Source organism: Nocardia sp. NPDC019219 (assembly GCF_040632645.1).
Classification (GTDB): Bacteria; Actinomycetota; Actinomycetes; order Mycobacteriales; family Mycobacteriaceae; genus Nocardia; species Nocardia sputorum.
Map to the genome: position 1 here is coordinate 38,908 of NZ_JBEYCG010000006.1, position 20,404 is coordinate 59,311.

The 20,404-nt window shown below is 65.1% G+C and carries 13 protein-coding genes; 9 read left to right on the plus strand and 4 right to left on the minus strand.

The window, feature by feature from the left end; genetic code table 11:
* Positions 1-3 precede the first annotated feature (3 nt).
* The 7 genes from ABZ552_RS13655 (at position 4) to ABZ552_RS13685 (ending at position 8,821) form a co-directional block, all read left to right on the plus strand.
* Entirely contained in the window at positions 4-2,244 is a 2,241-nt protein-coding gene (locus tag ABZ552_RS13655) for a putative baseplate assembly protein (protein WP_281874025.1), read from the plus strand.
* 8 nt (positions 2,245-2,252) lie between these two features.
* Positions 2,253-3,098, plus strand: coding sequence for a hypothetical protein (locus ABZ552_RS13660; RefSeq protein WP_357437266.1), 846 nt, complete (start codon positions 2,253-2,255; stop codon positions 3,096-3,098).
* Complete coding sequence (locus tag ABZ552_RS13665; protein ID WP_281874021.1) at positions 3,095-4,072, plus strand: hypothetical protein; 978 nt, start codon at positions 3,095-3,097, stop codon at positions 4,070-4,072. The genes ABZ552_RS13660 and ABZ552_RS13665 overlap by 4 nt, the downstream gene beginning before the upstream one ends.
* A 64-nt stretch (positions 4,073-4,136) precedes the next feature.
* Positions 4,137-6,218: a phage tail protein gene (locus ABZ552_RS13670; protein ID WP_281874019.1), complete on the plus strand. Its 2,082-nt coding sequence runs from the start codon at positions 4,137-4,139 to the stop codon at positions 6,216-6,218.
* Between the two features lie 32 nt (positions 6,219-6,250).
* Positions 6,251-7,069, plus strand: coding sequence for a hypothetical protein (locus ABZ552_RS13675; protein ID WP_281874018.1), 819 nt, complete (start codon positions 6,251-6,253; stop codon positions 7,067-7,069).
* Positions 7,070-7,108: 39 nt separating this feature from the next.
* Positions 7,109-7,831 (plus strand): hypothetical protein, encoded by a 723-nt coding sequence (locus tag ABZ552_RS13680; protein ID WP_281874016.1) that lies wholly within the window; start codon positions 7,109-7,111, stop codon positions 7,829-7,831.
* Positions 7,832-8,212: 381 nt separating this feature from the next.
* Positions 8,213-8,821, plus strand: a complete 609-nt coding sequence (locus tag ABZ552_RS13685; RefSeq protein WP_281874015.1) for a hypothetical protein — start codon at positions 8,213-8,215, stop codon at positions 8,819-8,821.
* 220 nt (positions 8,822-9,041) lie between these two features.
* Here the strand turns inward: ABZ552_RS13685 and ABZ552_RS13690 are convergent, their stop codons facing one another.
* The 3 genes from ABZ552_RS13690 to ABZ552_RS13700 all read right to left on the minus strand — a co-directional run bounded on the left by ABZ552_RS13690 (position 9,042) and on the right by ABZ552_RS13700 (position 10,499).
* Positions 9,042-9,371: a transposase gene (locus tag ABZ552_RS13690; protein ID WP_281874013.1), complete on the minus strand. Its 330-nt coding sequence runs from the start codon at positions 9,369-9,371 to the stop codon at positions 9,042-9,044.
* Between the two features lie 9 nt (positions 9,372-9,380).
* Entirely contained in the window at positions 9,381-9,752 is a 372-nt protein-coding gene (locus tag ABZ552_RS13695) for a hypothetical protein (protein ID WP_281874011.1), read from the minus strand.
* A 180-nt stretch (positions 9,753-9,932) separates the two neighbouring features.
* A complete protein-coding gene (locus ABZ552_RS13700) occupies positions 9,933-10,499 on the minus strand; it encodes a hypothetical protein (protein WP_281874010.1) in 567 nt (188 codons plus the stop codon).
* Between the two features lie 578 nt (positions 10,500-11,077).
* Between ABZ552_RS13700 and ABZ552_RS13705 the strand changes: the two genes are divergently transcribed.
* Positions 11,078-15,094: a hypothetical protein gene (locus ABZ552_RS13705; RefSeq protein ID WP_357437272.1), complete on the plus strand. Its 4,017-nt coding sequence runs from the start codon at positions 11,078-11,080 to the stop codon at positions 15,092-15,094.
* A gap of 345 nt (positions 15,095-15,439) precedes the next feature.
* On the opposite strand, the gene ABZ552_RS13710 is transcribed toward ABZ552_RS13705, so the two are convergent.
* Positions 15,440-15,631 carry a hypothetical protein gene (locus ABZ552_RS13710; protein ID WP_281874006.1) on the minus strand — a complete coding sequence of 64 codons (192 nt, stop codon included), beginning with the start codon at positions 15,629-15,631 and terminating at the stop codon, positions 15,440-15,442.
* Between the two features lie 106 nt (positions 15,632-15,737).
* Here ABZ552_RS13710 and ABZ552_RS13715 point away from each other — a divergent pair, with 106 nt between their 5' ends.
* Positions 15,738-20,396, plus strand: coding sequence for a hypothetical protein (locus ABZ552_RS13715; RefSeq protein WP_281874004.1), 4,659 nt, complete (start codon positions 15,738-15,740; stop codon positions 20,394-20,396).
* Positions 20,397-20,404: the final 8 nt, after the last annotated feature.

The following is a 20,404-nucleotide window of genomic DNA, read 5'->3' on the forward strand; positions in this document are numbered from 1 at the left end:
CACGTGATATCGACCGCACTACCACTGCAGAACCTCGACGACCGGCGCTGGATCGACCTGGTCGAGGAGGCACGAGCGCTGATCCCGTTCCACGCCCCGGGCTGGACCGACCACAACGCCCACGACCCGGGCATCACGCTCGTCGAGCTGTTCGCCTTCATCGTGGAGATGGACCTCTACCGCGTCAACCGAATCACCGATGCCCACCGCCGCAAATTCCTCGCCCTCGCCGGGATCACCCCGGCGCCGCCGCGCCCGGCCACGACCATCCTCGGGCTGCGGCTCGCCCCCGGCGAGGCCCCGCTCCCGCTGCCAGCCGGGCTGGAATTCACCGGGCACGACCCGTTCGGGACACCGATACGCTTCCGCGCCCGACACGACCTGACGGTGCAGCCCGGTCGCCTCGCGGCAGTCTTGGCCGAAGACCCGCACTCGGCCGCCCCCCGGGACCTGACCACAGCGTGGCTGCGCGGCGAGCCGATCCTGCCCTTCGGACCGGACCCGCGGCCCGGCGCGGCCCTGTACCTCGGGTTCGACTTGCCCGCACCATGGACACCCGGCACCCTCATCAGCCTCGGTATAGCCATCGGGGACCCGGACGGCCGATCAGGAAACGCCGAGCGGCAAAGGATCTCGGCCGAGACAGCCGCCGCAACCGCAGACTGCGTCCCGCCCTGGAAGATCCTGCACTGCGATGAGCAGGAGAAAGAAACCACCGAACCGCGCCGAGCCGTCCACCACAGTGCCGTGCTGTCGTGGGAACTGCGCAACGGTGCCGGGCACTGGACCCGGCTCGCCCCCGAGGAAGTCGACGACGACACCCGGGCCATGACCCTCGACGGGCGGGTTGTCCTCCGCATACCCGGACCGGTACCAGCAGGAAGCCTCGGCGCCCACCCAGAGGCTCTGGTCTGGCTGCGAGCCCGGCTGATCCACGGCGGATTCGACGCCCCACCTGTCTTGCAAGGGCTGACCGACAACCCTGTAGAGGTGGAGCAGGCCGTCCCTGCGACCACCCGGCTGCAGCTCGCCCAAGGCGCGCAGGTGAGCGGCGAGGAGCCGGTCCCGGGAGAGTTCGTCGAACTGGACGTGGACCTGGACCGCCGCGGTCAGGTGCGGCGGATCCGGTTCGGGCCGCCCCGCGCCGGCATCCCCGCTGTCCGGCTGCTGGCCCTCGACAGGGTGAAACGCTCGCTGATCGTCGAAGCCGCGGCGGTGGCCCGCGGCACCGGCGGGCCCGGGCAGCGCATCGACGTGCCCGACGCGCCACTGGTCGCGGCGTCCCTGCGGGTCACCGGACTGGAGGACGGAACGTGGCGGATCTGGTCTGCCCGGCCCGACTTCGACGCCTCCACCCGCTCCGACGCACACCTCACCGCCGACCCGACCGCTGGAACGATTTTGCTCGGCGACGGCGAGCACGGCCGTACCGCCCCCGCAGGGACGACGCTGCTGGTGACCGCGGACATCACCCGCGCCGCCGACGGCAACCTCGCGACGCGGACGATCGACCGGCTGGCCGACTCGGCACACAACCGGGCCGTCGCCGGTGACCTGAAGGCACTCGCCGGTCGGCTGGTGTGGATCGCGAACATCACGCCCGCCGCGGATGGCGCCGCCGCCGAGTCGGTGTCGGCCGCGATCGCGCGGGCCCGCGATGAACGGGAGGACGCCGCGCGCGCCGTCACGCTGGACGACTACGCCGCGCTGGCCCGGCAGACGCCGGGGGTCCGTCTCGCCCGCGCCGAAGCCCGAGCCAACACACACCCCGGATTCCCGTTCCAGACCGCGCCCGGTGTCGTCACGGTGCTAGTCCTCCCGCACCTGCCCGCCGACCGCCCGGTACCCACTCCCGGCCTGCGGAGGGCGGTGGCCGCCTACCTGAACCGGCGACGCATGATCGGCACCCGGGTCGAGGTGGCTGAGCCAGAGTACGTCCACGTCACCGTCCGGGCCACGGTCCAGGCCACAGCGGGCACCCCGACCGCGGGACTTGCGACCGCCGTCCGTGCCGCCCTCGATGGCTTCCTGCACCCGCTGACCGGCGGCCCCGACGGCGCCGGGTGGCCGTTCGGCCGCGACGTCCACCACTCGGAGGTACTGACCGTCATCGGCAAGGTGCCGGGGATCGCTCATGTCCTCGCCCTCGAACTGGTGTCCGACGGGCAAGTGAGCTGCGCCGACGTCTGCATCGGCCCCCTCGGACTGGTCGACGCCGGCCCACACGAAATCGAAGTGAGGTGAACCCGCCGATGACCGACCCCTTGCATCCGGTCGATCCGCTCCGCCTGCGGCACATCCACGGCGAGGCGCTGCTCGGATGCGACTTCACCGATCAGTCCGCTCTGGACGAGCAGCTGCGTTGGTGGCACAACCGTGCGCTGCACCGGGCGTACGGGATCGTGTCGGGCCTGGAGGTCATGCCGCCCGAGGACGGCGTCGCCACTGTCGCACCTGGGCTGGCCTACGACCGTCGCGGACGCGAACTGAAGCTCGACCAGCCAGTTGATGTCCCTGCGGACACGAGTGGCCGCTACCTAGTGCTCGCGAGCAAACCCGGTGAATCGGGTGCAGTCACGCTGTGCTGGCTGCCGCCCGACGCAGCGGCCCACAGCGACGGTGTGAGACTGCTCGTCGGTGACGCCGAGGTGTCCGCCGCGCAGGTCCGACCATTCTCCCGCTCCCGGATCGGCCGCGGAGCGACAATTCCAGGTGCCACTGCCTGGACGCCGTGGACCGAGGTGATCAACAAAGCGGAGTGGCACCTTGGACTCCAGGTCGAGGTTGACACGTCGGCGGCCGGGTTCACCGACGTGCCCTGCTACTTCACCCAGATCACGGGATCCATATCTCATCCAGAGCACGAACTGAAGCTGCTCGTTCTGTTCGACCACATCGCCCAGGCGGACAAGGACGGCTTCACCGTCCGGTTGTTGATGCCGCGGCTCAACTGGCTCAAACTGACCCAGCCGTTCTCCGTACTCGCTCCCGTGCCCGACTCCATATCCGCTCTCGTAGAGAAGTTGTGCAGCCTGGCCAGCACCACCGTGGCCGTTACCTGGATCGGTATCGAGCATCGAAGTGAGGGACACCCATGAGCTCACCCCATGAGACCCGCTCGATCGAGCGGCAGCGGTTCTTCGACGGTCAGCGTCTCTTCGCCGACGACCTGCAGCAGATCGAGGAGTTCAACCGGGAGATGCGCTGGTTGCACAACCAGAGTCTGCACCAGCCGGGGATCGGCAACGGCTTCTCCGTGACCGGCCGCAAAGGCGACCGGGAGGTAGGAATCGAGCCGGGCTACGCCATCGACGACTTGGGCCGCGAAATCGTGCTGACCAGCTCCCGCATGGTCCCGGTGCCACCGGTGGCCGACGACGGGGTCGGGCAGCCGCAACGCTACGTGCTGACCGTCCAGTACCCGAGCGACGAGGACCTGGAAGAGTTCGAGCGCCGCGAAGGGATCTGTGACACGCGGGGGGCCGTGCGCCTGCGCGAGGAACCGATCTTCTGCTGGGTGCCGCTGAATCCGGATGGCAGCCCGGCGCAGGATCCCGCCGACATACTGAGCGGGCGGAAGCTGGTGCTCGCCGATATCGCGGTGCATCACTGCACGCTGGCCAAAGACATCAGCATTGCCCAGCGGCGCAACGCCCGTCCGCCCACGCAGCCGCACATCGCCTGCGGCATCCAAGAACCGGACAACTGGGAGGAATGGATCCTGGGGGACGACACCACCACTAATGGGTGGAGAATGTTCTACCAAATCGTTGGCGGGCTCCAAGCCGAGATCCACACCCGCTCGGGCGGGTTCCGAACGGTGCCCGGCTACTTCGCCCGAATCGACGGCCGACGGGACCTCCCGATCCCGATCGATGAGCCGCCAACCCGGACCATCATCCTCGACGGGCAGCTCAGCATCGTCGAACCGACGGCCGTCGGTTTCCGGGTTCAAGTCATTGTCCTGCAGTTCCGCGCCGACGACGGTGAGCCCGCACAGCTGTCCCCGGAGGAGCTGGTCAAGCTAGCCGAGCGTCATTGGCGAGTCGGCTGGATGGGTGTCGAGGGATGAACGGCTCCGCGAATCATTCACCGCGCCCCGCGCGGCGACAGCCGGACGGTCGCGAGGAAGCCCGATGAGCGAACCCACTTTCGTTCATCTCAACCGCGACAACGTGTGGCGCGACTTTCACCGACGCGGCCTGGATCCCACCCAGACCACGCTTCGGCTCGCCACATTGCCGGCGGCGACCACACCACCCCCAACCGGGCCCCCCTCTGGCCCAGACGCGTCGGCCGGGCTCGCCGTCGGCCCGGACGGAACGATCTTCTTCACCGACGGACACACCATCGGTCGCGTCGACGGCTGCGACGGATCCTCGGAAGCATTCAGCTGTGTCGGCGGCGAGGGATCAGAACCGACCGAGCTGCGCGGACCCACCGGCCTGCTGGTACACCGCAACCGGGGCGCGCTGATCGTGGCCGACACCGGCAACGACCGGATCCAACTGTTCGACCTGCGCACCCACCAACTGCTCGACGTGTGGGACGGGTTCGACCGGCCCTCGGGCTTGGCCGCCGATCCGGCAGGCCGGATCTATGTCGCCGAGCATGGGCGGGTTCGGCAGCTCACCGCGGGCGGGGCGGAAAATCGCGCATTCGCCGACACACTGGCTGCCGAGGCGGTCCTGCGGGACCCGGTCGCCATCGCCGTCCGGCCGGGACCGGAGATATGCGTCCTCGACCGGAGCCGTCGCGCGCTGCTCGTCCTCGACCCGGCCGGGCACCTGCTCACGGAGCACAACCTCGACCTCACCGACGACCCGCTCGGGCTAGCGGCAACGTCGGACGCCTTCTACATCGGTGCGGGCGGTTCGGTCGTCACATTCGATCGCAACGGTACCCGACTGGGGATCGCGGCCGGTTGGTCCGCTCCGGTCGCGGCGCTGGCCCTGGACGGGCGCGGCGGGCTCATCGTCCATCCCGGCGGGTCCGGACCGCCGGTCCGGTTGGCGCTGCACGGGGCGTTCGTCCGGCACGGCATCGCCTGGGGTGGACCCTTCGGCGGCTTCACCGACCGCCCGAAGACCTGGCACCGCCTCGTCACGACGATGGTCACGCTGCCCGCCGATGCCCACGTGCAGTTCTTCGTGCACACCACCAACGACCCAGCAAGCGAACCCGCGGTCGAGGAGACCGCAGCGGACCCATTCCCTGCGCCCGCCTGGTCGCCCGGGCCACCCGAACTGGGAGAATTCCTGATCGACCGGCCCGCGACGAGGTTCGCCTGGGTCGGCATACGATTCACCGGCGACGGAACCAGCACAGCCGAACTGCAGCAGATCCGCCTTGAGTTCGACCATGCGGGATACCTGCAGCACCTGCCCGCAATCTACCGCGACGAGCAGCCCCACACGTTCCTGCGGCGCTACCTCGCGCTCGTTGAAAGCCTATTTGGGGAGGTGCAGGACGCGACGACAGGCCTATCCCGGCTGTTGGACCCGGCCGTGGCGGAGCCGTTCCTCACCACGCTGGCGCGTTGGCTCGCCGTCGACCGGGCGCCGCAGTGGGACACCGGCGCGCTGCGCGAGGCGGTCACCCACTCCTACGCCGAGTCCGCGCACCGTGGCACCCCCGCCGGGCTGCGCCAAGCATTGCGCCGCCACACCGGTGTCGACGCCTGGATCGAGGAGCCGATCGTCACCGGCGCCTGGTGGGCACTGGCCGCGGGGGAAACGAGCCCGGCGGCCGAGCGGGAGACCTCGGTCCTGGGCGTCACGACCATGCTCGCCGCCGCCGAACCCCAAGGTGCGGTGCTCGGGTCGACCGCCACCGTCGACCGCTCCCACCTGATCGACAACGCGGAGTACGGAATGCCGCTGTTCGACACCGTCGCCCACCGCTTCACCGTGCGCCTCTACCAAGGCGCGAACTACAGCGCGGAGCGTGCAGCAGCGGTCGAGGCGCTCCTGGAGCGAGAACGACCGGCACACACCGACTACGTGATCTGCCGGGTCGATCCCGGCCTCGCGGTCGGGACGGCACGGGTCGGGATCGACACCGTGATCGGCGGCGACGCACCCCCCGCCCGGCTGGACGGCGAGGCGGTGCTCGGTGCCGGCTTCGTCCTTGGCGGCGCGCCGCCGGGAAGGATCGGAGAGTCCTCGCAGCTCGGTGTGACGACACTCCTCGGCTCGGGTTCACTGCGGGACCACTGACGACACGCCACAAGACACGATCAGGAGGAGCCATGAACGGAACACCCGCAACGGCGCAACGGACGGGGCTCACGGCGCCCCGGCGCAACCGTTTCTTCCACGGCAAGATGATGGACGTTCACCACTTCGAGATGGAGACGGCCTACGGCATTGGGATGCGGCGGCTGCTGAACCGGCTGGTCACCGGCAGTGGTGTCGTGTGCGGTCTCGACGTGGTCCCAAGCAGTGGCTGCGCGGTCGAGATCACCTCCGGGGTGGCGATCGATCGCTGGGGACGCGAGATCGTCATCCCGACCCGCACCCCACCGATCCCGATCCCGCCCGCGCTCATCGACCGCGTGTGCGGGCAACAGGAGATCATCCCTACGGAAGAGGACCGCCGCGACAAGCCCCCGCCCGCTCACACCGACGACGAGTACGAGCCGACCGCCTGCGTCACGGTGGTGCTCTGCTACCACGAATGCGAGACGGACCCGGTCGCGGTGCTCGCCGGGGACTGCTCGACCTCAACCCCGTGCGCCCCAGGCGCGATCCGCGAGCAGTACCGGATCGAATTCGAGCCGGGCGCGGCAGACCCCATCGAGCTGAGCTGCCGATTCCCCGACGTCCTCGCCCACGGGGAACTCGACTACGCGGCACTGGCGAAATGGATCACCCGCGACTGCCCGAACCCGCCCCGCAACCCCTGCATCCCGCTGGCGAACATCCACCTGAACTGCCGCGACGACGCCTGCGACATCGACGACGTCGACATCACGATCCGCCCGATCGTGTTCGGCAACGACATCCTCATCGACATCCTGACCCGGATCGTCGAGGAGGAACGCGCGGGCAGCCACGACCGGCGGTAACCGAAGGTGCGAGATCCCCACACCCCGACAGGAGCAAGCATGCAACACCAGACAACACCACTGGAACGTCCCCGGTACTTTCCGCGGCAACTCATGACCCCCGACGATCTCACACTGGAGGCGGAGTACTTTCGCAACCGACTGCGGCGGCACAATATCTATCTCCACGGCTGGGGCGTCGTGTGCGGAGCGCTGGTATGCCCTGTTCGCACCATCGAAGGCAGCGACCCGACACCATGGGTCGTGCAGGTGCAGCCCGGATACATCCTCGGTCCATTCGGCGACGAAATCGTCATCGAGCGGCCCTATGAGGTGTCTTTGCACGCCGGTACGGCCGGGCACACCGACGAGTTCGCCGACCCGTGGTGCACGGAAACCTACGCAGAAAAGCCAGACGGCCCACGCTATATTGCGGTTCGTTACCGGGAGATACCGACACGACCAGTCCGAGCCCAGCCCGCCGGCTGCGGATGCGACGAAACCCAGTGCGAGTACTCGCGTTACCGGGACGGCTACGAGATCGGCGTCCTCGACGCCTGCCCGACCTCACACAAGGGGGACCCAGACGCGGCATCCGGCAACCCCACCTGCCCCACCATCCCGGACAGCCCCTGGGTGGTGCTCGCCGAAGTAAGCGTCGACGACGACGGGGCGATCACGACAATCAAGAACTGCGCGTGCCGACGGATTGTCACGTCGGCCCGGGATAGCTGGACACACTGCACCTCGGCGGAATCCGATTATCCGCAGCCGCCCGCATAACCCGCACCGGGGGATCGGCGATGACATAATCTCGCAGTCGACCATAAATTGCCGTCGCCTCCAAGGAAGGGAATCGGCACCCCGTGCAATTGTCTGCTGCGCCGCCAGCCATCGGAACGGCGGAATTTCCGAGATTGAGTCTTCCAACCAGTAGAAGCAGTCTGGAGCATTGAAATGGCGCACCTCACACACGTCCCGGCCCGTAGTACCTCGGAACCGAGCACTCGGAAGGCCGCGTACCAGGCGCAGACGATCAGACAGTCGCCAATCGCGATGCTAAAAGCAACTCGCGGTAACCAGGCGACACTGCACATACTCGACGGCACCGCGGAACCGAAGGGGGCCACACCTCCACTTTGGCACACGACGAGTCCCGCCCTAGTGCTGCGGCAAACGGCCGTGCCCGCCGGCGGAGGCGCAAACGGTCGCGATCCGTGCCTGGATTTGTTGCAGGCTATCGTCTACTGGCTCGATGAGGTCGCCAAGCGCTTCAGGGATGCTCAGGAAGATGAAAACGAGCTGTTCAAATTTCACCGCCACCGTAACGAGGCGCACCATAAACACGGTTCATGGGACGGGCACCGCGATAGGTATTACAAGGACCAACGCGAGTTGCGTCGCAAACTATCGGAATGGGACGACAGTTGCGGACCGTTCCGCCTGTCTGAACTGCAGCGCGAAGATTTACGAGAGGCACAAGAATTCGGCGGGAAAGACTACCCGACCAAACCAGTACGCACCATGCGCGAGGCTGAGGAATCTGAGCAGGAATCCATCTGGGACAAGCTACGCAAGCCACTGCCAGATTGGGTGGTGAACGCCCTCATCGCACTGGGGGCGCTTGCTTTGGCAGTTGTGCTGGTGGTTGCCTTCGCTACGGGAGCCGGAGAAATCGCCGCAGCGGTAGCCGGGGTGGGATTGGTGCTCGGACTGGCCATCAGGTCCGCAATGCGTGCCGCCGGAGTACGCGACACGTCGAACGAAGCCTGATCGTGGCCCGGCCACAAGCGGCCGCACCTGGTTTGCCGAAACCCGTTTGGCGCAAGCGCTACAACCCGGCCGGCCGTAGCCAAGTTGGCACGGGAGCAGCTCACGCGGGAGATCCCGTCGTTGTGTCCGGCGTGGCGCAGAGTGCGGCTGACGGCGCGGTCGGTCGCTGTGACGGTTGCGGACAGGTGGCGCGGACAGACCGACCCACAGCCCGAGCACGTCACGGGCACCGTCGAGACCGATGCCGCCAGCGACGTCGATCGGGCGTGAGGCGACCTGGCCATCGCGGATCTCGACGCCGGATACAGTCGATCACCACCACCGCGTACACGCGATCCATGGACTGCCATTCGGCTAGCTCGGCGGCCACTGCGTCGGTGAGCTTCGAGATCGTCTTCCTCGAGACATCTGCACCGTAGAGCTCGGCGAGGTGATCGCGGATCTCGCCGGTGGTCAAGCCCTTGGCGCACAAACTGATCACGGCCTCGTCAAAACCGCTGACACGGCGGCCGTGCTTGGGCACGATCCGCGGCTCGAACTGACCAGCCACCGGGGAACATCAAGGGGGCCGGGCCGATATCGGTGTGCACGGTTTTGCGGCTGGTGCCATTGCGGTGGTTGTCGCCACCGGCCTCGGCCGCCGCAGCCCGGTCACCCTGGCATACCCGAGATGCTCGGTCGTCTCCGCATCCAGGGCAGCCTGGATGACGTTGCGGGTGACTGCCGTCAGCAGCCCGTTCGTCGGTTCGGTTTCGATATCCCAGTAGTGCGCGACGATCACCACTTTGGCGGGGAGCCCCTTGTTGATCTCCCGGGCGATTCGGGTCGGTGACCAGCCGTCGACGTGGTGATGCGCCAACACCTGTGCGACCAACTGAGGGTCGCGGCGACGGGACGGGTCGCGTGCGCACGGCAGCACTGCCAAGTCCATGAACTTCCGGTCGCCGCGCTGCTGTGTAGGAGGGCGTGGGTGGCGTTGCCGGTGATGCTGACGGCGGCCGCCGCAGCGAGCACGGTCCAGAAGAAGGCGTGCGCACGCGGCTTCCGCGCGCGGTGAGTGCAGGCTGTGCGGGGTGCACGCTGTTGAGGGTGGGTGGATCGATGGTCTCGGTCATGGACGGTCCTTGTGCGACGTGGTCAGCATGCGGACGACAGATGTGCGCTCGGCTGGTGTGTGGGCACGAGTGGGTGCGGTTCGCCGGTGAGCACGGACAGGGCGGCGGCGACTTCCTGAGGTGGGACTTGACGTACGTAGCGGTCGCGCCAGCGGTTTTGCCTTGGTGTGCGGCGTATTCGCGGCGACGGCGCAGTTGAAGGTGCGCGCCACCCAGGTGAAGGTGGTGTGGCGCAGCCAGTGCATGCTGATGCCTTGGGCGGCGACCCAGGGCAAGGTGTCGCCGATGCGGTTCCAGAGGTAGTCGAAACGCCGTGCGGTGAAGGGTGTTCCGTTGCGGTAGCGCATTAGTTGCCCCGACCGCAGGCTATTGCGTTGGGTGGCGTGATCGAGCAGGTGCTGCATCAGGGTTGGGCAGACTGATTGCCAGCGGTCGGTGCCGTCCTTCTCTCGCAGGTAGAGACTGTCGGCACGGCGCGCCGTCCGGGCCGTCGGCAGCGGCCCGTGGATGAGTTCCTGCAGCGGGGACTGGGGCGGGATGACGGCCGGATCATCGGCGATCACTCCCGCCAGCAAACTTTTCCGAGCGGTCGGATGTGTCGTGGTCTGGCAGATGTGCCAGGAATCGGTGCAGGTCAGATCGTGTTTTCACTGGTCGGCCTGCGCGTGTGCGAGTGCACTCCAACACGCGGCACGAAAAAGTGTCACGAACGACGGGAATCTGTGCGCGAGAGGGGACTTGCGCACAGAATCCCGACAGAGCTGACACCAAAGGGTGCTGGAGTGACGTCTAATCTAGTTCGCTAATCGTTGGCAGTCAACCCGGTTTTCGCGTAACTCCTTGCAGAGAAGGACTTTCGAGCAGTCAGGCCAGTTAGCTGTCTGAGTGGATGGTTCTGGTGGCTCTCTCTGCGTGCGCCGATCTCCGACTTCGTGTGACATCGGTTCCACCTACAGCCGCTTCCGTATTGCACAGACCCGAGCTGATAGAGGCACACCCGCAGCGTGATGTGCATTTTCGCTCTCCGTCATCGTTTGGGCATCACCATGACTTCGGACTTGTTCGTCTAGGCTGCCAGCGTCGTAGCGCATCCTGAAGAATTCCTGCCGCTGGCCGGTGCGGCGGCACGTGAGGAGTTGGCGTGAGTGGATTGGTATCTCGTTGGGTAGCTTCGGTGGACAGTGATATCCCGCGTACCGAGCACGGTCTTGTGGATTCGAGGACGCTGGCCCGCGACTGGTACAATGGTGATCGACCCGAGCGGGCCGAAGACCTTGTCGGTACGCACAGGTCGTATGTGCTGCTCGCGCCGGGTGGAGCAGGCAAGTCCACACTGATCGAGGATTTGAAGGTCCGCGAGCCTGATAGCCGGTCGGTCGACCTTAAGTTGGAAGGTCGACAGGCTCTCATCAATTTGGTGAACTCGCTGTCGTCCCGCGATGTTGCTCCGTCCGGCGGTCCGAGCGGCAGTGTCTTCATTGATGCTGTAGACGAAGCGCTCCAGACCGATCCCGACATCGGTTATGTCCTGATCAGGGTTCTGAGTCGTCCTGAAGCCAAGCAGCTGTCGTGGCGGCTGGCTTGTCGCCCCGCGTCGTGGACGGTTGATTTGGCGGACGGGCTGCGGACGGCACTATCCGGTTTCGAGCGGCTGGAGCTTCTTCCCTTGAGCGTGGCGGGGATCGGCGAGCTGGCCGGCTCGGATACCGACGGGTTCTTGAAGGCGGTCGCGGAGGCTCGTCTCACACGTCTGCTCGCCTACCCTCTATCGGCAGGAAACCTGCTGAGGCAGTGGCGGGAATCCGGTGAGCTTCCCGCCAGCCGGTCCGAGGCGATGGGGCACGCCGTCGCCGACAGGCTGACCGAGACCAGTATCACTCGCCAGCCCGGCAAGGTCGACGATTACCGCCGACGTCTCGTAGCCGAGCGCTTGGCGGCGATATCGATGTTCTGCGGTGTCAGCAACTTCGCGCTCCGGCCAGCCACAGGGCCGCTCCCCAGCTCGGGGCAGACCATCACCGCCGCGAGTTCTCAAACGCCGGTTCTCGCGGTGAACGCTGTGCCGACCCAGACAGAACCCGCCCTGTCCGGGACGTTGCTCACTGTCGATGATGTGCGCGAAGTGCTCGATACCGCATTGTTTACGGCGGGGGTGCCAGGCACGGTGATCTTCGTTCACCAGTCCTACTCGGAGTATCTTGCGGCGCATTATCTTATGCGCCGCGGTGTTATTGGACAGCGACTGGTGTCGCTGCTGGGGGCCGATGTCAATGGTCTGGTTCCCGGTCCGATGATCGAGGTGCTCGGCTGGCTTCTCGCTTCGGGAGCGCCGGTTCCTGACACGTTGCTCGCCGACAACGCCAAATATTTGCTGAGCACGACCGGTGTGGAACTGGTCAGCGATCGGATTCGTCGGCGCCTCGTCGAGGCACTACTGCACGGAGCGGCGTCCGGCACGATCGACGAAGGCTGGCAAATCGACACCTCTGTGCTGGGTCACCCCGAACTGGCCGCCCAGCTCCACGAGGCCGCGGCAGACGTATCGAATCATTGGGTCGCCTTCTGGGTTTGTCGTATCGCCCGTCAGTGCGTTGTGCGCGAGTCCGCCGACGATCTACTCGAAATCGCCGTTGGTTCGACTTGGCCCGATCCCATGCGAGCCGAAGCTGTGAAGGCGTTCGCCGCGGTCGCGCCACACGAGCGGATGGCGGAGTTGGTGCCGCTGCTGGAGCTGAGCTCCGACGAGGATCCTCACGACGAGATTCTCGCAGCGGTGCTGCGAGCGGTGCTGCCTGATGCGGTGGAGTTCGGTCTCATTCGAAAGGCGTTTAGGCCCCGTCGCACACGGAACTACATCGGTGGCTATCACCGGCTACTGGGCGAATTGGCCGAGCTCGTCCCCAGCCAGGGTGTCGTCCCCGCGTTGATCCATGCAGTGAACCACCGGCCCGAGTGGACCGACTCCGCTTTCGACCAGCTGATCGGCGGCTTGCTGCACCGTGCGTGGGTGATGAGAGATTCAGCGATCGCCGCAGAAATCGGCGCGGCGCTGGGCAATGGGCGACTGCCCAGACGGCACATGCTCGACACCGAACGTCTGCTCCCATGGCAGAGCGACGACGATCCGGATCTACGTCGCGTGATGGCCGCTACCGCATTGGTAACCAACGAGCACGCCTTCGTCGCTGTCCTCGACCTGAACTTGCTCACACCTGCGGACATCGAGTGGCTCATCGATTGGATGACAACGGCGCCACCCGAAACACTCGCCCCCGCACGAGTGACACTGCGAAGTCTGCTGTGGAGTCCTCCGCTCAGATCGGCAGACAGCCTTCCCGCTACCGACGAGGACCATCCAGCGCATGCCGAACTCGAAAGATACCGCCAGCACCAGGAGATCTCCTCACAGCAACTACCCGAGCAGAGTAGCCAGCCCGAGGTCGAGGTCGAGGTCGAGGAGGACCCTTCACCGACGGCGCCAGAACTCGAAACAGTACTGCGTAATGCCATCACGCGCGCAGGCGACGACCTTGGCGAGTGGTGGAATATTGTCCTCGCGCTCGCCGGTGATTGGCGCACAGACCCGGAAGTGCTCACACACTGGGACCTGACGAGCGGACCGATGTGGTCCATCCTGGCAATCGAGGAGCAGCAAGCACTCCTACGGCTCGGGATGGATTATCTCGCAGTCAGACAGCCCGACGTCGGCCGCTGGGCGGGCCGTAAACAGTTCAGCGTCGATGACGCGGTGCCCGATTGGGCCGGAGTATTCCTGCTCGCGACGCTGGCCGAACATCACCCGAACCTTCTGGCCGAGGTCGAGCCGGCTACGTGGACGGTCTGGGCGCCGGTGCTCACTGTGACCTTCCCCTACACGGGCACCACCAATTGGCATCGCGGGATCCGAGACGCGGCGCCGCAGGCGGGCCGCGAGGCGATCGATGCAGCGCTGCGCGAGCAGGTGCAGAAGGCGGACGGATTCTCCTTCGCTCACCACCCGCTGGCCGACTTCGCCGATCCCAGCCTTATCGCGGTCGTCGAACAGGTGGCGCGCGACACCGACGGCTCCGCAGCTCGTCGCGACGAGGCTTTCGAAGTGCTTGTTGAACACGCGCCTGATACGGCCCTCGATGTCGCACACTCAGCATTGGACGAAGACACTGCCCCTGCCTCAGCCCTCGCCGTCCTCGCGAGGCTGGCACCTGACGAGTTGGTGACGACATGGAACGCGCGGGGTCACCTCGACCCTGTGGAGCCTATGGGCGACGTCGATCCCGCCCGTCTGTCCGACGAATCACTCATCACACTGACCCGCATGCTTCTCGACGAGTTCCCCTTCGCCGAGGACCCACCCCAAACCATCGACTTCACCGAAAGCACTCCGCAATCGGCAGCGCGTCGACTGCGTATGTCCCTGCTGCAAACGATGGCCGGGCGTGGCATGGATCCTCTCCTGGCCGCGCTCGCGCTCGACCGCCCAGCACCAGATCTCGAGTTGATTCGGCACCTGTTGCAGGAGGCTCGCATTCGTGAGGCGCTGGCGAGCTGGCGACCGGTGCAGCCCGGGATGCTCATGGGCTTGTTGACAAGCGGTGACGCTCGATTGGTTCGCGACAGCGCCGGACTGCTCACCGTTCTGCTCGAACAACTCGACCGAATCCAACACGACATCCGCGAACGCGGCACCTTTCGAAGCCTGTGGGACGGAGACCCTGGTACCGCAGGCGCGAAACCGAAGGGCGAGGACACTATCTCCGACTGGTTGGCCGAGCAACTGTCACTGCGGCTTCAACCCCACATTGTTGTAGACCGCGAGATACAGGTGACTCGCCGCAAACCCAAAGGCGTCGGCACCCGGATCGACCTCACCGCTACATCCGGGGGCGCTCCTGTCGGGCGGGTCGCCTTCGAAGCCAAACTCGTCACCAACACTTCATTGCTGACCGCGATCGATGATCAACTCGTCGGCCAGTACATGGACTCGGCTCTGTTCACTCACGGCATCTACATCATCTACTGGACCGCAACCAAATTCAGGAGATCAAAGAAACATCCCGACGCCGATGCACTTGCCGAACAACTCCGCACCCAGGCAAGGCGTCATATTCCGAGACGACATGTCGAGGTCGTTGTCTTCGACATCGGCCCGAAAACCTGAGAAAAGCATCCGCGTCGCGCCCTCGTAGAAGTGGATCAAGTAGACATCACGGTCGCCGCGGCACTCTCCCGCCTCTGACCCGAAGCCGTCGCACCCACCATCAGCGGCTCAACTCTTCGGGCAACGCTTCGGCGAACTTCTCGGCTTCGTCCGGGACGGCGGCACCGTCCTGGTCCCACCCTATGGACTGGCTCGCCCTCAACCTCGACGATCTCCTGTGCCTTGTGCGGTTGTTGACAGGAAGGGGCGGCGGGTCGAGTTCGTCACCCTATTTCTCGTACGCCGTCACTGATTGAAGGTGGACATAATCTTGCTGGGCCGCGCGGCGGTTGGGCCGCGGGGCGGTCAGAGTAGGGCACAGGCGGTGAGGAGCGCGAGCAGCAGGGTGAGGGTGCTGCCGAAGCCGATGGCGCCAGCGCGGATGGCGGCGGGCACGGTGGCGCCGTCGGCGTGGGCCAGGTGCCCGGTGGCGTAGCCGGTGATGATCGCCAGCAGGACGAATCCGGCGAGGATCAAGATCTTGGTGGAGATCGGCATGGGGGTTCCGTTCGCTGTCGTAGTGGGCGGTACGGGAACCAGTGCAGTCGATCGGTGGTGACAGAGCACAGCATGATCGCGGGTAAAGTGCTCGTATGCAGGCGGAATGGTTTTGCGAGTCGCTGCGAGTCGCTGGATGTCGGGCGGGGGGCCGCTCGGGGGCGCTCGGGTGGTGAGTCAGCGTAGGCCGGGTTCGGACGTCGATCCTTACCGGCAGTTCACCGAGTCGCTGGATCGCTTGTACACGGAGGCTGGCAGGCCCACGCCTGCGCGGCTTGCGAAGCAGACGCCGGTCAAGGCGAAAACTCTCGAAGGCTGGCTCGGGGTGACAGAGCCACGGCGTATTCCCCGTGATGTCCGCGGTTTCGGCGCTCTGGTCGAGAGATTGCTGATCGACTCGGGCACCAAGTCCCATCTGATCGAGGGAAAGAAGGCCAGTTGGGAAGAATTGCGAGCAAAAGCTCGGCAATGGCGTGGTTCTAAAAGGGGGATGCGATCCAGCCAGCAAGAATCCGGCGAACAACTGTCCGCCGCGTTCGCCCAGACCGAAGAGACGAGCGACACCGGACGGCCGTGGCGAGGTTTGCACGGAGACGACGAGTCCGCAGCGTATGTCCACCCGACTGGCTGGAGTCGACTCCTCGCCCTGGATCACGAAGCCCGCAGGGCGGTGTCTCGGGAGGTGATCCCGGCCGAGGGCGGAGCGGCGTTACGCCTGCCCCGAGATTTTGAGCGTCGTGAGCTGCTGGCGGCAGTATTGGGCGATGGTCACGTGGTGGTGACCGGAGAATCCGGCGTCGGTAAGAGCGCGCTGGTCTTGGACATCATCGAACCGGCGGCGCTGGATGTGAATCAACGAGCGATCGCTGTCAACCTGCGCCAGTTGCCGGACAACCAACTTGCCTTGGCGGCGCATCTCGATAGTCCGTTGGAACAGCTGTTCGGCGAACACGCAGCCTCGGAATGGCTGTTCGTTGTCGACGGGGCAGACGCCGTTGCCGAAGGTCACGGTGCTGTCTTTGCCTATCTCGTACGGTGCGCGCACGATGCTGGGATGAGGGTGGTCGCTGTCACAGCGGCCGAGAATGCTTCAGTTGTGTCGGGAATGCTGACCTTCGACGGTGTCGCTCCGCGGGAACACAGGGTTCCGGGACTGACCGACGATGACGTGATGATTGCCGCTCGCCGCTTCCCCGGCCTTCAGCGGTTGGCAGACGATTCCCGCGCCCGCGAGCTGCTCAAGCGGCCGATCATCATCGATCTGCTCAGCAGGGTCAGCGATCTCGGCTTGCCGCTGAGTGAGTCGGAGGCGCTCGGTCATGTGTGGCGCCACCTCGTCTTCAACGGTGGACAGCCTGGCGGTGGGGCCGCTGGTGCTCGCGAGCAGGTCATGTTGAAACTCGCCGCTCAGGCCGTCAGCCCAGGTGACATCGATGAGGTTGCTGGCAGCCTCGACCAGACGGCTGTTGAGGGCTTGCGCCGCACTGGGCTTTTGCAGCCTGCGAGCGGCTTACCATGGGATCTTCTTCCCGAATTCAAACATGATCTGGTGCGCACCTATTCGATCGCGAGGTATCTGCTCAAGTCGCTTGATCTGAGCGCGGCGTTGATCTCGGCAGGGACACCACGGTGGACATTGCCTGCCGCTCGCATCGCCTGCGAGATCGTTCTGTCGGCACCGGAGGCTCCGAAGCATCCACGCGCTGGGCGGTTCGCCGCCCTTCAAATAGGATTCGACCAATTGGCCACCGGCGGACACAGCGAACGTTGGGCCGACGTCCCCACAGAAGCGCTGCTCGCCTTGCCGGGATCCGAACCACTTCTAGACGAAGCGTGGACAACGATGGAGCCGGGTATGCCCCCCGCGCTCACCAGAACGTTACGAATTCTCGATACGAGATTTCGGCGGGCTGGACAACTCGCCCCAGAGATCGCCGAGCCCATTGTGCAGCGGTTGGTCGACCAATGGCAGTCGTATGTTTCGGTCGTGGCGACCTCGAATCTGGTTCGTGACTGGCTTCGTGCGCATGTCGCGCGACGGACCGAATCGGGGCAATCGACCCGCCTGTCGATCCGCACGGCGATTTTGAAGCGGTGCTCGGAGGACGCGCGGGGATCGACTCGATTGGAGCGCCGCCGAGCGAGTGAATGGATCAGCCCACTTGAGGTCGAACTTCTCGCGCTATCGGGCCCGGATCTCGGGGCCGACGCTGCGGTCCTGTTGGCGTGCATCGCGGCCGACGAGCCGGAATCTATCGGGCCCGTCATCGAGGCGGACTGTGTCGCCGAAAGTCTGGCCTCCTACGACCCGCGTTTGCTAGTAGAACTAGCGGACGCCTACTACATCGACACGGATGGTTTCGGCTCACTGAGCCCCCTCGAAGACGGCATTCGCGATCACACCATCGGAGTATCCCCGTTTCCGGCCTTCGACCGAGGCCCCTTCGTGGCGATGTTACGCAGCGACTACCGCGGCGGCGTCGGCCTCGTCAATGCGATGCTGAACCACGCAGTCGAACACCGCATGCTCAAGGACGTTGCCCTTCAACGTGATTCCGTCGATGAGGAGGAGCGGTCATCACGTCATCCGTTGTCTATCACTGGCGCTGAGAAACTTTATATCGGCGATGAAGCTGTATGGAGGTGGTACCGCAACACCGCAGTCGGTCCGGTGCCGTGTATCAGTGCGTTGCAAGCCCTGGAGTATGTGACCGAAGAACGCGTTCGAGCCGGGGTCGGGATCGCCGAGATCACGTCGATACTTCTCGAAGACGCGGAGAGCCTCGCCATGCTGGCTCTGGTGTTTGGCATGCTGGTGCGCCACCTCGAATTGGTGGGCGAGACGATCGAGCCGTTCTTGTCTGAGCCGTTGGTGTGGGAAATGGAGAATCAGCGTGTTGGACACGAATCAAGTGGATTGGCAGCGCAAGTTCCTGAGTTATCCAACCTGGACCGTCGCACATGGAGCTTATGGCAAGTCGCCGCGTATCTCACTCACGGTGTATCGGAGGGCCGCAGCCGACAGTTGAAGTTGCTCGGTGAACAGCTGCTGGCCAGGGCTATAGCTCGAATCGACGACCCATCCACGCAGCAGGGACGAGAGCAACTTGCGATCGGCCAGAAGCGTGCCGCGGCACTCGATAGCGGTCGCTATGAAGCGGTTCAAGCGGGCGGCCTGATCTGGTGGCGTCCGATCGTAGATCGTGCACTCGATGATGTCTTCGAAACTTCGGACGCTGACCTACGTCGAGTGAATGACGTCGTCGGCCTGACCGTTCGTCATGCGCATGCCCGTGCGCAGAACGGCGGCCGTGCGCCGGACATGAGTGCTGAGGATCTCGCTGCTGATCTCGTATCAGCGAGAGATCTGCTGACTAATCCTCCACGGGCAGTGATGATTCCGACGGCTGACGGGCCGGTTGCGGTCGCAGCGACGGCCATCGAGCTTGCGTTGACCGGCCGAACCGACGTCTCGGTGGAGGACCTGCAATGGAGTGTCAGGACTGTCCTCGGCGTGGCAGAACACATCGCGGCGCATCCGACTGATGGATGGGACGACTCGTTTTTCAGTCAAGGCGTCGACCGGTCCGCAGCTGGAGTTCTGCCATATCTCCTACTTCCCGAAGCCATAGACCTCAGACGAGCTGTCGGTATCAATTCATCCGAACGGGTGCAGAAGTTCAATGATGTGATCGCGACCGTGGCGTCCTGGGCAGCGGACGAAGCCCGCCTGTTTCTTGCCCAAGCACTCGATGTGATCTGGTCGACGCCGTGCGATCCGGATCATCTGGACGGGCGCTGTCACCACCAGGTCGCAATAGAAATAGTGCAGGAGTCTTGCGCGGACTCTATCGTCGTCTCCACCGGCGAGGGGACAGATCGGCACGAGCGCCGTCTTGCCCGCCTCGGATCGCCGGTGATCGAGTCGCTCGACAACGCCGACGCCGAAACGATTCTGGTGGCGCGGCTCACTCCTGCTATCCGTGCGGTCGGTTCGGCCGCGGTGGGTAGCGTGTGCCACCAAGATGAGATCCGCAAGATGCTTGATGTGCTTCTGTCAGCACATCAACGCGCGAGGCTGGCAGGTGGACTGAACCGGCGTCGAGGCCGTTGGGACACGCTTGTGGCCGCACGTGCGGCGGTTAGGCAAGCCTTCGACGAAAATGGTGAAACCATACTGGATTTCGTGCAGCGCTATCTGAACGACGGTGAACTGCTTGCGGAATCCTTGATGGCCATTGCGGCCGCCGCCGGAGAAAACAGTACGATTGGCAGAAATGTCAGTCGACTCTGGCCCGATCTCATGGATCGTATTCTCGATGCCGCGCAGAATGATTCAGGAATACTGTCAAAACGCGGCTGGAAGGAAGTAGCACCATATCTGATCCCCGACCGGTCTCCTGGACTGGGCTATGCAACGTCAGAGAATGAAATTATATCGAGCAATTGGACCAACCTTCTCGGTTGGTCGGCGCAGGTCGAGCGCTGGCTAGAGGTCACCCCGTGCACGTCGAATAGTCTGGATCGTCTGGTCAGCGCCATTATGCAACTTGACGGCCCAGACCAAGCCGAAACTGGAATGATTTGGGTGGAGAGGCTTCTCGATCGTTGTGCGGCAATCCGTGCCCAGAGCCATGCGCTGCCGAGTTGGCTTCGGGAACGTCGCGACGATCTATCGACCGAGGATCAGACCAGACGCTGGCAACGAATGGTCGATATGCTTCTCGTGGCAGGCGACAGACGAGTAGCCGCCCTCGCCGACTAGCGGCAGGA